This window comes from Kushneria halocnemicola (assembly GCF_965650455.1).
GTDB lineage: Bacteria > Pseudomonadota > Gammaproteobacteria > Pseudomonadales > Halomonadaceae > Kushneria.
In genome coordinates, this window is sequence record NZ_OZ287968.1 from 871472 (window position 1) to 884092 (window position 12621).

Sequence of the window (12621 nt, forward strand, 5' to 3'; positions counted from 1 at the left end):
GCGTTACTCGGCTGACCTGACAGGCTCGGCGGTCGCCGCCGGCCACGGTATAGTATTCATGCCACATAAAGAGAGTAAATCAATGACAGCGCTGCTCGAGTCCGTAAAACAAATCGCGCGGGATGCCTGCGGTGTCATCATGAGCATCTACCGGGACTCGATAGAGATCACTGCCAAATCCGACAACAGCCCCCTGACGCAGGCTGACATGGCGGCACATCGGCTCATCACGGCCCGTTTGTCTGATTTGACACCGTCATGGCCGGTCCTTTCAGAAGAGTCAGGCGCTGATGACATACAGAATCGACGATCATGGTCAACCTTCTGGCTGGTCGATCCTCTGGATGGCACCAGGGAATTCATCAACCGCAACGGTGAGTTTACGGTCAACATCGCTCTGGTTCATGAAGGTCATCCAATCCTTGGCGTTATTGCAGCCCCCGTTTTAAAAACCCTGTGGTATGGCGCAAGGGGTGAGGGAGCATGGCGACAGCGTTTCGATGAGCCAGCCGAGCCCATCGCCGCCACAACATGGCAGCCCGATCAGATACTGAGAGTGGTAGGCAGTCGCTCTCATGGCAGCGAGGTGTTCGAGCGTTTGCTAAAAGCCCTGCCACCCTACGATCTGCAAGGCGTCGGCAGCTCGCTGAAGTTCTGTCGCATTGCCGAAGGTGCTGCCGATTGCTACCCAAGGCCCGGCTCAACCTGTGAATGGGATACCGGGGCCGCCCAGATCATTGTCGAGGAAGCCGGCGGCCATGTTCTTCAACTCAATAGCGATACTCTGCAAGCGGAGGAGGCGCTTCGATACAACTGTCGCGCGTCATTGATCAATCCGGGTTTTGTCGCCATGGGGCGAGGGCTCGGCGACAAATGGAATCATCCCGATTTTTTGAAAAATTCCGGCGACAGATTGTCTTAAATATTTCAGGGCTTTTGCCGATAGTGTCTCTGAGAGAACAATGAATCCACTTTGCCTGCCAGGATTCCCATTCCGGAGTATTACAAATGGCTATCGAATCACTGGGTGTCGGCTCCAATCTTGATCTGACGTCACTGCTTTCAGGCTTGAAATCAGCAGAACAGGAAAAGCTTGCGCCGATCAATTCCAAGCTTTCCTCGACCAACGCCAAACTGTCGGGCTTTGGTCAACTGACAAACTCGCTTGAAAGTTTTCAGACAGCGGCTCAGAAACTCAACAGTTCCAAACTGTATGAAGGGTTTGCTGCCAAGGTCAGCAACTCGGCGTTGACTGCCTCAGCAGGCAGTACCGCCGCCGCGGGCAGTTATGACATCAAGATCAATTCTCTGGCGACGGCGCAATCTCTGGCCACTGCCGGACGTGGCGATACGACAAGCGCTATCGGAACAGGAACACTGAGTGTCAAGGTGGGCGAAAAATCCACCGATATCGATATTACCGATGGATCACTGGCCGGCATCCGCGATGCCATCAACAAGGCCGATGCCGGTGTCACAGCCTCTATTGTCAATGATGGCAGCGGCACGCCTTATCGTCTGGTATTGAATGCCCAGACCACCGGTGCTGCATCAACCATGTCCTTTTCAAGTGACAACAGCGAGCTTAACGGGCTGTTTTCCGGAACAACCGAAACGGTCAAGGCGGCAGATGCATCTCTGACAGTGAATGGCCTGGCCATTACAAGTGCTTCCAACACCGTTGAAGAAGCCATTCAGGGCGTGACCCTCAACCTTGTCGAAACAACCGCCGATGGTGCATCGACAAAGCTTACGGTCAATCAGGATACGGAAAGCGTCAAAACAGCAGTGCAGGACTTTGTAAAAGCCTACAACGCGCTCAACGACAAGATTACGTCATTGACCAAAGTCAGTGGCGAAGGGGATGGCGTCAAGGGTGCAGCACTAACGGGCAATAGTACCGTGCGCTCTGTTCAAAGCACGCTGCGCAATGTCATGAGTGATGCGGTAGCCGGTGAAGGTATCAACTATCTCTTCGAGGCCGGCATCAGTTTCAGCAAGGATCTCAGCAAGAGCGGCAAGCTCGAGATCAGCGACGAGAAAACGCTTGATAAGGCTCTGGCCAACAATCTTGATGGCATGAAAGGGCTTTTTGCCGGAGACGGCAAAACCGGCATTGCGGCCAGACTCGACAGCAGTATCAGTCAGATGCTGACAAACAATGGCACGGTGGGCAGTGCCAAGGCCGGCCTTGAAAGTTCTGTCAAAAGCCTCGAAGCCCGCAGCCTGAAAATGAAAGAGACCATTGATACGACAGTGGAACGCTATAAAAAGCAGTTTCAGCAGCTCGATTTGATGATGTCCAAGCTTAACAATACGCAGTCATATCTTACCCAACAGTTTGAAGCGCTCAACGGCGCTTCGAAGAACTAACCGGTCTTTAGTGGCGGATACCAACTATGTATGCACAAAGAGGGGCAAGCACCTACGCATCGGTAGGTGTAGAGACGGGCGTCATGAGCGCATCGCCTCATCAGCTGATTGTCATGCTGTTCGACGGCGCCATGGCAGCCATCTTCAAGGCCAAATGGGCCATGGACCATAATGATATCGCCGGTCGTGGCATGGCGATTTCCAAGGCCATCGATATCATTGATGGTGGGTTGCGCGCCAGTCTGGACATGACGCGTGGTGGCCCTCTGGCCGAGCGGCTGTCCTCACTTTATGAGTACATGACACGCTCTCTTTTAAAGGCCAACGTCTCCAGCGACAAGGCCTTGATCGAGCATGTCGAAAGTCTTTTGAGTAATATCGCCAGTGCCTGGAAGGAGATCGGGCCGAGTGTTCAGCAACCCACTGCCGCCGGCCAGGTCTGAACATGGAAAAAAGACGCGCCCTGATCATTCGGGGCTATGAACGGGCGCTGAAGCTGAGCCACGAGATGCTTGACCATGCCGATGCAGGTCAGTGGCAACAGCTCATCTCGCTTGAGCATGACTATCTTTGCGAGATCGATCGCCTGCGAGTGCGCGATGGTCAGATTACGCTGGACAGTGATCGTCAGGCACACAAAAAAGACATTCTGGCCCAGCTTCTGGAAAACGATCAGCGGCTACATGCCCTGTTGCAGCAAAGACTTGCCGAGCTCAGTCACTTGATGGGGCAGGGCCGGGTACAGCAGCAGGTCAGCCGTGCTTATAGCGCAGCATCGGCCCCGATGGGGGAATAGATCATGAGTACAATTACACCACTGCTGGATACCTTGCTTCACAACGTTTTGGGGCGTCGGGCAGATCTGGATCGGGTTGCTTCAAGGCAACCCGATTTGCCATTGGGTGGTGTAACCTATACCCCGGCCGTTCGCCATGGCACCTCTGACACGCCGGATGAAACACTCGAGCGGCACAGCGAGGATGCAGCCGCAAGGGCAAAGACGACTGACAAGGCGTCTGCCCGGGTGACAGTTGCGAACACTCCTGCCTCCCTTGGCGACAGGACGTCGGACAGCACGCCTCGATCTTCCACGACACATTTCAGCGCCGAAGCCAGAGCCATATCCCGGATTCTGGAAAAATTCCCGACCACGGCGCCTGTTGTCCGATCCGACGCTGTCATGCTGCCAGCCGGGCGCCCGCCCGAAGTTGCCGGTCTCGCGGCAACCCTTGCCGGGCAGATCAAGCACAGCGGCCTTTTCTATGAGTCGCATTTACGTCAGTGGCTTCTGGGACAGCATGATCAGCAGGAATTGCTCAAGGAGCCTCAAAACAGGCTTTTTCAGCCGCCTGCTGCCGGTCAGCCAGCCAATGCTGACAGAGCGTATGGTGCCCTGAATACGGCCATGCGCGAGCGTGTTGCAATGCAGACGGGCGACCCCTCGACGCCAGAAGGGGGCACCACTGGTACAACATCTGCTCAGGACGACCTGCAGGGCATTCTTCGTCATCAGCTGGAGCTCATGACATCGCCGCTCATTCGCTGGGAAGGGTTTTTGACGCCTCATATACCAGTGCAGTGGGAAATCGAGCAGGAGGGCGAGACGGCTGCTGACGAGGGAGTAGAGGAGCCCCAGCGTATCTGGCGGTCGAAATTGAACCTGATATTGCCCGCACTGGGACACGTTGACCTGGAGATCAGCCTTCAGGACAAGACCATCAACGTCAGTGGCAGAGTAGAAGGCACCTATCTTGCGTGGATGACCGTTCAGGGTCGACATCTTGATGAAAGGCTGACAGGCGCCGGCCTGCAACTGACCACTCTGCATTTCTCTCCCCAGGGCAGGGATGATCACAATGAGGGTGAGATATGACACCTTTCGACGATCAGCCCTTGCAGCGTCAGCGCGCGGTCGCCATTGCTCATGAGGCCAATGAGGCCCCTCGTGTGGTAGCAAAGGGCTACGGCACCACTGCCGATGCCATCATAGAAAAGGCGCAGGCAAGTGGCGTCTATGTGCACCAGTCCCCTGAGCTGGTCAATCTCTTGTTGCATGTCGACCTTGATGATCGCATTCCACAGGAACTGTATCTGGCACTGGCGGAACTCCTTTGCTGGATACACGAGCTTGAGCAGGATGCTGCCTCCGTTTTGTAATACGCCTCGCAACAAAGCAGTAACCTAAAGATACATAAAAACCTTCTCAAATTGACGAATTGGGCCACATTCTGGGCCCTTTTCGTCTAACGTTGATTTTGTTGATTAAATTCTCTGTTATTGTCTTAAGACAATGCATACGAAAACATTGTTTTTGTACTAGTCAAAAAAATGGTTGTGATAGGAAAGTATGGTGTGGCAATATTGCAAAAAGTAACGAGGCGTTACATTTAATTGAGTAAATGTCGCCTCGCCTGGCAATGAGCCTGTCGCGAACCATCGGTCAAGAGCGTAAACAATCGCCGCTGCACCCATCGCGAAAGGACAAATTTTCAAGACGAGGGGAAGGGAACATGATGACCACAAGCCATTTGCTGGACGATATTCGCAACGTCAACCTGTCTTATCTGCTTCTGGTACAGCGCCTTTTGAACGAAGATCGCTCTTCTGCGATGTTCAGGCTGAAACTGAACGAGCAGATGGCTGATACCCTGGCATCGTTACCTATCTCCCAGCTCGCAAAGCTTGCCAATTCCAACCAGTTGCTGTGCCACTTCGCACTGGTGGACCCGGCACAGCTGTCTTCTCTTACCACGCAGCAGCGTGAAGACGACCTCAAGCGAACGCATGCCGCTATCCTGCTGGCAGGCAGCATGCATGACGGCGAGGAGGAGGTGGTGCTGAAAAAGGGGCATCACCATGGCCGATAAAAGCGTTATCAATGAAGTTCGTGATATTCAGCTGGCGATTGAGCTGATCGAACTTGGAGCCCGGCTCCAGGTGCTTGAAACGGAAACGGATCTCTCCCGAGGGCGGCTGATCCGTCTCTACAAGGAAGTGCGGGGCGTTTCGCCGCCGAAAGGTATGCTGCCGTTTTCAACGGACTGGTTTATTACCTGGCTTCCAAATATTCATTCGTCGCTTTTTTACAATATTTATCTCTCCCTGCGTGAACAGAGCCGTTGCGATCGCATGGAAGCCATTATCAAGGCCTATCGACTCTACTTTGAGCAGATATCCATGCTCGAAGATGGTGAGGCTGTCCTGGGGCTGACACGTGCCTGGACGCTGGTACGCTTTTTTGAAAGTGACATGATGCAGCTTTCTTCATGTAATTCGTGCAGCGGCCGGTTCGTCAATCACGCCCATAGCCTTGATCAGGATTTCGTATGCGGTATCTGTCAGCCCCCCTCACGTGCAGGAAAAACCCGGCGCGCGGCTGAAAGAGAGCGCATTCGAAAGGAAAGCGGTACGCAATACTGATTCAATACCACTACTTTCGCTTCAGACGATTTCCCCATCGTTGTCATGATTTCCCCTTGCCCTGAAGGTCCATGCCTTCAGGGCTTTTTATTGCCCGTAACCTGTCGGCGCGCCCGTCTTTAAAAAAGGAAAATGACCCCTTTTTATCAGGCTAGTCCTGCCTTTGGTTCGCCGGAAAAGGCGTTAACCTTGCAGACATTATCCTGCAGGCCTGATCAGCAGATGATGAGGATCACATGCCCTTTTTTCCCCAATGAATCTGATGAGATGGGCTCTCAAGCCAGGCCGGTTTTGGCCGATGTTATCTCCAGATCCTGAATACTGAGGAATTACCGTGCTTATATTGTTTGGATACTTTGCTGTTATTGCCTCGGTAATCGGGGGGTACATGATGGTGGGTGGCCATCTGGCCGTGCTGTTACAGCCGGCCGAAATCGTCATCATCTGCGGAGCTGCCCTGGGGGCCTTTATCGCCAGCAACAATGGCAAGGTCATCAAGGCCACATTGCGGGTCGTCCCAAAGCTCAAGGGAAGCGTCAAATACAACAAGGAGCTTTTCATGGAGCTCATGGCGCTTTTGTATCTCCTGCTGGCCAAGGGGCGCCAGGAAGGCATGATGGCACTTGAGCGAGACGTGGAGAGTCCTGCAGAAAGCCCTCTGTTTACCCGCTACCCGAAGCTGATGGCCGATCCATTGCTGATGGAGTTTTTGACCGATTATCTGCGCCTGATGATCAGCGGCAATATGGATGCCTTTGAAATCGAAGCGTTGATGGATCATGAAATTGAAACCTTCCAGCATGAAGCCGAAATTCCTGTCAACGCCATCGCAGGGGTGGGCGATGGGCTGCCGGCCTTCGGTATCGTGGCCGCAGTCATGGGCGTCGTACACGCACTGGGCGCCGAAGGTCTGACACCGGAAGAAGTAGGGCCCCTGATTGCGGCGGCACTGGTGGGCACATTCTTGGGCATATTGCTGGCTTACGGCTTCGTGACACCGCTGGCCACCCATGTCAGGCATCAGATTGGTGAAGTTGAGAAGATGCTGCAGTGCATCAAGGTCACTCTTTTGGCCAACCTCAATGGCTATGCACCGCCGATTGCTGTCGAATTTGGCCGCAAGGTGCTCTATTCAACTGAACGTCCCAGCTTTAGCGAGCTGGAAGAGCATGTACGTGCCGTTCGTTCACAGCCCAGCGGCAATGGGCAGGGATAAATCATGAGCCAGCATCGCCGTCCCATCGTCGTTCGTCGTAAAAAGGCCGCTGCGCATCATGGCTCGCATGGCAGCTGGAAGATCGCCTACGCCGACTTCATGACGGCCATGATGGCCTTCTTTCTGGTGATGTGGCTGCTGGCCGGGACATCGAAGGCCGAGTTTGAGCAGATCAGCGAATATTTTCGCACGCCCCTGAAGGTGGCTCTAGCCGGTGGAGACCGTAATTCGGCCAGCAACAGCGCCATTCCCGGTGGCGGTGATGATGTCATGCACAGCGAGGGCGAGCGCTCTCGAATCACCATTGAGCAAAACAGTGGCATGGCCGCCGACATGTCAGCACTCAGCAGGCTCAAGGCACGCCTTGAGGCTCTGATGCAGGAAGACCCGGCACTACGGGACCTGCGCTCGCAGATGCGTCTGGATCTGACCCCTGAAGGGCTTCGAATCCAGATTGTGGACAGCCAGCGTCGCCCCATGTTCGAGGTAGGAAGCGCACGCGTGGCGCCTCATATGCACAACATACTGACGGCCATCGCGCCTTTGCTCAATGAGCTGCCCAACAAGCTGACCCTTTCGGGACATACAGATGATCTGCCGTTTGCGGCCGGTCTCAGGGGATACAGTAACTGGGAGCTCTCAACGGATCGCGCCAATGCATCACGGCGTGAGCTGGTGACAGGTGGACTTGAGCCAGAGAAGCTGCTGCGGGTCATCGGCATGGCAGACACCATGAACATGCCTGGTGAGGAAGACAGTGCGCTCAACCGTCGGATCAGCATTCTGGTGCTCAACAGCCGCGCCCAGAAGATGATGGAGCAGGAAAACATGGCACCAGGGGCGCCGGCCATCATCGATGGTGAGAAAAGCCCGCTTTCCATCGAGGGCCTGACTCGCAATGAAAACGCCCCGGAAAGTCAGGCGGCGTCGGACCAGCCGACGCAGTCATGAACATCGTGACGGCAGGTTTTGAAAACAGTTTCGCGCGCGCTCGAGTCGAGCGTTGGACCGAATCCAGAAGCAGGGCAGGGCATCAGGCGTGAGCATCGACATTACCGAGTTCTACCAGACATTTTTCGAAGAGGCCGAGGAACTGCTCAGCGATATGGAGCAGCAGCTGTTGCAGATCGATCCCAGCGATCCCGACAGCGAACAGCTCAACGCCATCTTTCGAGCAGCACATTCCATCAAGGGCGGTGCGGGTACGTTCGGCTTTACCGTGCTTCAGGAGACGACACATCTGTTCGAGAACCTGCTCGACAAGGCACGCCATCACGAACTCAGCCTTGACCCGACTATTATCGACATATTTCTGGAAACCAAGGATATGCTCAGCGATCAGCTCAACGCCTATCGTCAACAGACCGAGCCGGATAGCGCCGCCTATGAGCGTATCTGCAACACACTGAAAGCGCTGGCTGAAGAAAAAAGCCAGGGAAATGGCGCGGCCGCTGCCACGACGACGGCCACGGCGGCACCCGCTACCAGTAGCGGCGCGACGGTGATTCGCATTGCTGGTGTGGCCGCAGACAACGCCACCAGTCTGGCCGAAGAGCTGGCGCTGTTTGGCACCGTGCTGGAACAGCAGCATGCCAACGATGTGCTGACCGTACGCCTTGAAACCGCGACAGGCGAAGACGACATTCGCGCCGTGCTCTGTTTCGTGGTCGACGACGACCAGATTACCTTCGAGACTGCCGGCGCCGAATCTATTGAAGATGATGCTGTCACGCCGGTGGCTGAAGCACCCGAGCAGAAAGCCCCCGAGCAGGCCGAGGCTGCACCCTCTCCGCCGGCAGCCGAGGCTGCACCGGCGCCGGCGCAAAATGCAGCGCCCGCTGCCAAAAAGGCCGCCAGCGCTGCCGCCAGCAGTGAAAATGCCTCGCTGCGCGTGTCCATCGAGAAAATCGATCAGATCATTAACCTGGTCGGTGAGCTGGTCATTACCCAGTCCATGCTGGAACAGGGGACTGCCGATTTTGATCCGGTTACGCACGGCAGTCTGCTGAGCGGCATGAATCAGCTTCAGCGTAACGCGCGTGATCTGCAGGAAGCGGTCATGTCGATTCGCATGATGCCCATGGATGTGGTCTTCAACCGTTTCCCACGGCTGGTGCGCGATCTGGCCGGCAAGCTTGGCAAGCAGGTCGAACTCGAAACGGTGGGCAAGTCTACCGAACTCGACAAGGGCCTGATCGAGCGCATTGTGGATCCGCTGACGCATCTGGTGCGCAACAGTCTGGATCACGGTATCGAAACGCCCGATCGACGCCTGGCTGCCGGCAAGCCGGCAGCGGGCAGGCTGACCCTGTCCGCCAGCCACCAGGGCGGCAACATTCTTATCGAGATCAGCGATGACGGCGCCGGTCTGAACCGCGAACGTATCCTGAGCAAGGCTCGCGAGAGTGGTCTGGCCGTATCGGACGCCATGAGCGATGACGATGTCTGGCAGCTGATCTTTGCGCCGGGTTTCTCGACGGCGGAGCAGGTGACCGATCTGTCAGGCCGCGGGGTCGGCATGGACGTGGTTAAACGTAACATCGCGCAGATGGGCGGCCACGTGGACATCCTCTCCCGCCCCGGTCAGGGCACCACAACACGAATCGTGTTGCCGCTGACACTTGCCATTCTTGATGGCATGTCGGTACGCGTCGGCGAAGAGGTCTATATCCTGCCGCTGGGGGCCATCAAGGAGTCCATGCAGGTCAGACCGGAAGATATCAGCACCGTAACGGGCAACGATCGCGTGCTCCATGTTCGCGGCGAATATCTGCCTCTGGTCGAGCTGTATCGCGTCTTTGATATTCCCGAAGCGCAGCAGGATGTCACCAGGGGGATCGTCATGATCGTGCAAAGCGAGGGCCGCAGCTTCGCCTTGCAGGTCGACCAGCTGATCGGACAGCATCAGGTGGTGGTCAAGAATCTGGAAACCAACTACCGGCGTGTCCCCGGTATCTCTGCCGCTACCATCCTGGGCGATGGCAGTGTGGCACTGATCCTGGATATCCCGGCACTGTCACGCGCGCCGCAGGATCGCGAAGGCAATCAGACGGGCAGTCATCGTAGTGCTGCCACGCTGCACTAAGTCGAGTGCAAAACGAACAGCCACCTTTAATTCTACCCGGCGGGCCGGGCATCTGGGAGTTGAGACAATGGAAGCTTCTGCTATCGAGAAAGGACAGCTGGAAGGGGAAGGTCACGAGTTTCTGGTCTTTCGACTGGGCTCGGAAGAGTACGGTATCGATATTCTGAGCGTTCAGGAAATTCGCGGCTATGAGGGCGTCACGCGCATTGCCAATGCCCCTTCCTTTATCAAGGGTGTAACCAATCTGCGCGGGGTTATCGTACCCATCGTTGATTTGCGTTTGAAATTTGCACTGGGCAATGCCGACTATACGGCCCAGACCGTGGTCATCGTACTTAATATCGGTCATCGGGTGGTGGGTGTGGTCGTGGATGGCGTCTCCGATGTTCTGGCGCTGACCGGCGAGCAGATCAAGCCGGCACCGGAATTTGGCTCCACGCTTTCCACCCATTATCTGATGGGACTTGGCAGCCTGGATGATCGCATGCTGATTCTGGTCGATATCGAAAAGCTGATGACCAGCGAGGAGATGGCGCTGATCGACAAGGCAGCGTAATCCATCACCCGTGTTTTCAAAGGCGTCGGCATCTGCCGGCGCTTTTTTTATGCCTATACAAATAGCGTACTTTAAAAGGCGCTAATCCTTGGTTTGTTTTCTTCAAAACATAGTTTGATGTGCGCAGACACGCAGGCAATTGCCGACTACCGAGTTCATCTCAGGAGATCGATCCGTGCGCAACAATCAACCGATCAATGACAAGCATCATGTTCTTGATGAGCAGCAGTTTTTGATCTCCCAGACTGACCTGGACGGCAACATCGTCTATGCCAACCCGGCGTTTATCTGCGTCAGTGGTTTTGAGCGTCACGAGCTGATTGGCGCACCGCACAACCTGGTGCGCCATCCGGACATGCCGCCAATGGCCTTTGCCAATCTGTGGCAGACCCTGCGAGACGGTGGAACGTGGATCGGCATGGTCAAAAACCGCCGCAAGGATGGTGGGTATTACTGGGTCAGGGCGACCGTAATGCCCATGATCGAGCAGGGCAAGGTCAAGGGCTATGCCTCGGTCCGGGTCAAGGCAGATGATGCCACCATTGCGCACGCCGAAAACGTTTATCGCCGTATCAATAGTGGTCAGGGCAAGGGCTGGACGCTGGTGCATGGTGTGATTACGCCGACCGGTCCGCTGGGCTGGATGCATCGTTTGGGCCGTTTGACGTCCGCTCGCAAGGCCGGCTGGGCAGGCATGACCAGCGCCGTGTCGTCAATAATCCTGCTGGGGCTTCTGGTCGCGGACTATCAGATGCTGTCGACACAGCAAACCCTGCCGGTGCTGATGGGCGCACTGACCATGACAGCGGCTCTGATTGCCGCAGGCACTGCCGCGGCAAGCGCTTTGCTGGTGCGGCGAGTGCAGTCTTCGCTTGAGCAGGCCCTGGTGTGCTGTCGCCAGATCTCCGGAGGCGACCTTGAAGCGTCCAGCAGCAGCCGGGATCAGCTGATGATCGCGCTGGATACCATGCGCAAGTGTGTGCTGTGTGTCGTGCGTGACGTCAAAAGCAGCGCTGGCGTGATCTCACCGGCCAGCAACGAGCTTGCCATCGGTAATCAGAATCTCTCCCGACGTACTGAGGAGCAGGCGGCGTCACTGGAAGAGACCGCCAGCAGCATGGAAGAGCTGACAGCCACGGTAGGCCATAACGCCGGGCATGCCAGGGATGCCTCGAAGCTGGCTCATGAGGCGTCGACCGTGGCAGAACGCGGCCGCAACGAGATGGGCGATGTCGTGGCCCGTATGGAGGGCATCACGCAGGCCTCGGCGCGTATCTCCGATATTGTGGGTGTTATCGACAGCATCGCCTTCCAGACCAATATTCTGGCGCTCAACGCCTCCGTTGAGGCAGCGCGCGCCGGTGAGCAGGGCAAGGGGTTTGCGGTGGTCGCCAATGAGGTGCGCAGTCTTGCCAGTCGCAGTGCTCAGGCTGCTCGCGAGATTCGCGAGCTGATCGACAAGTCCTCGGTGGAAGTCAACGCCGGCAGTGAGCTGGTGGCCCGCGCTCAGTCCACCATGACCGATATCGTCGGCGGGGTGCATCGGGTCAGTGGCCTGATGCAGGAGATCTCATCGGCCACCGACGAGCAGAAAAACGGGATCGACCAGATCGGTCAGGCCATTCATCGCATGGATGAAATGACCCAGCAAAATGCCGCCATGGTCGAACAGTCATCGTCGGCATCTGAATCGATGCGTCAAAAGGCCGATCATCTTAATGAAATTGTCAGTCTTTTCAGGATCAAGGAAAGCGCCCGCAAGCCGATAATAACGACAGACGGTGCTGCTTTGGCGACACGGCGCAGTGAACAACCAGGCAGCAGGGAATCGAGCAGGCGCCCATCAGCGGCATCACGTATCGAGTCCGGCCAGAATGGCGTCTCTGCTCCTGCCAGCGCACCAGCGACCCGCCAGCATGACCGGAAGGTTGCTGCTGCGGCAGATGACGGGGACTGGACAACCTTTTAATC

At 56.1% G+C, this 12621-nt stretch carries 13 protein-coding genes; all 13 read left to right on the forward strand.

Annotated features, from left to right (window positions below; translation table 11 throughout):
• Positions 1 to 82 precede the first annotated feature (82 nt).
• The 13 genes from cysQ (at position 83) to ACS92L_RS03920 (ending at position 12619) form a co-directional block, all read left to right on the forward strand.
• The gene (cysQ, locus tag ACS92L_RS03860; protein ID WP_438767205.1) at positions 83 to 922 is read left to right on the forward strand and encodes a 3'(2'),5'-bisphosphate nucleotidase CysQ; all 840 of its coding nucleotides are present in this window, start codon (positions 83 to 85) and stop codon (positions 920 to 922) included.
• 86 nt (positions 923 to 1008) lie between these two features.
• The gene (fliD, locus tag ACS92L_RS03865) at positions 1009 to 2373 is read left to right on the forward strand and encodes a flagellar filament capping protein FliD (protein WP_438767206.1); all 1365 of its coding nucleotides are present in this window, start codon (positions 1009 to 1011) and stop codon (positions 2371 to 2373) included.
• A gap of 83 nt (positions 2374 to 2456) precedes the next feature.
• Positions 2457 to 2816, forward strand: a complete 360-nt coding sequence (fliS, locus tag ACS92L_RS03870; RefSeq protein ID WP_438767207.1) for a flagellar export chaperone FliS — start codon at positions 2457 to 2459, stop codon at positions 2814 to 2816.
• Between the two features lie 2 nt (positions 2817 to 2818).
• Complete coding sequence (gene fliT, locus ACS92L_RS03875) at positions 2819 to 3169, forward strand: flagellar protein FliT (RefSeq protein WP_438767208.1); 351 nt, start codon at positions 2819 to 2821, stop codon at positions 3167 to 3169.
• A 3-nt stretch (positions 3170 to 3172) separates the two neighbouring features.
• Complete coding sequence (gene fliK / locus ACS92L_RS03880; RefSeq protein ID WP_438767209.1) at positions 3173 to 4246, forward strand: flagellar hook-length control protein FliK; 1074 nt, start codon at positions 3173 to 3175, stop codon at positions 4244 to 4246.
• Positions 4243 to 4530 (forward strand): EscU/YscU/HrcU family type III secretion system export apparatus switch protein, encoded by a 288-nt coding sequence (locus tag ACS92L_RS03885; RefSeq protein WP_438767210.1) that lies wholly within the window; start codon positions 4243 to 4245, stop codon positions 4528 to 4530. The genes fliK and ACS92L_RS03885 overlap by 4 nt, the downstream gene beginning before the upstream one ends.
• A 353-nt stretch (positions 4531 to 4883) precedes the next feature.
• The gene (flhD, locus tag ACS92L_RS03890; protein WP_438767211.1) at positions 4884 to 5240 is read left to right on the forward strand and encodes a flagellar transcriptional regulator FlhD; all 357 of its coding nucleotides are present in this window, start codon (positions 4884 to 4886) and stop codon (positions 5238 to 5240) included.
• The gene (gene flhC, locus ACS92L_RS03895) at positions 5230 to 5793 is read left to right on the forward strand and encodes a flagellar transcriptional regulator FlhC (protein WP_438767212.1); all 564 of its coding nucleotides are present in this window, start codon (positions 5230 to 5232) and stop codon (positions 5791 to 5793) included. Before flhD ends, flhC begins: the two co-directional genes overlap by 11 nt.
• 334 nt (positions 5794 to 6127) lie before the next feature.
• Positions 6128 to 7009 (forward strand): flagellar motor stator protein MotA, encoded by an 882-nt coding sequence (motA, locus tag ACS92L_RS03900; RefSeq protein WP_438767213.1) that lies wholly within the window; start codon positions 6128 to 6130, stop codon positions 7007 to 7009.
• Positions 7010 to 7012: 3 nt separating this feature from the next.
• Positions 7013 to 7960, forward strand: a complete 948-nt coding sequence (motB, locus tag ACS92L_RS03905) for a flagellar motor protein MotB (protein ID WP_438767214.1) — start codon at positions 7013 to 7015, stop codon at positions 7958 to 7960.
• 94 nt (positions 7961 to 8054) lie between these two features.
• Positions 8055 to 10094, forward strand: a complete 2040-nt coding sequence (cheA, locus tag ACS92L_RS03910) for a chemotaxis protein CheA (RefSeq protein ID WP_438768407.1) — start codon at positions 8055 to 8057, stop codon at positions 10092 to 10094.
• A 67-nt stretch (positions 10095 to 10161) separates the two neighbouring features.
• Complete coding sequence (cheW, locus tag ACS92L_RS03915; protein ID WP_438767215.1) at positions 10162 to 10650, forward strand: chemotaxis protein CheW; 489 nt, start codon at positions 10162 to 10164, stop codon at positions 10648 to 10650.
• A gap of 175 nt (positions 10651 to 10825) precedes the next feature.
• Positions 10826 to 12619, forward strand: coding sequence for a methyl-accepting chemotaxis protein (locus ACS92L_RS03920; protein ID WP_438767216.1), 1794 nt, complete (start codon positions 10826 to 10828; stop codon positions 12617 to 12619).
• The last annotated feature ends 2 nt before the right edge of the window (positions 12620 to 12621 follow it).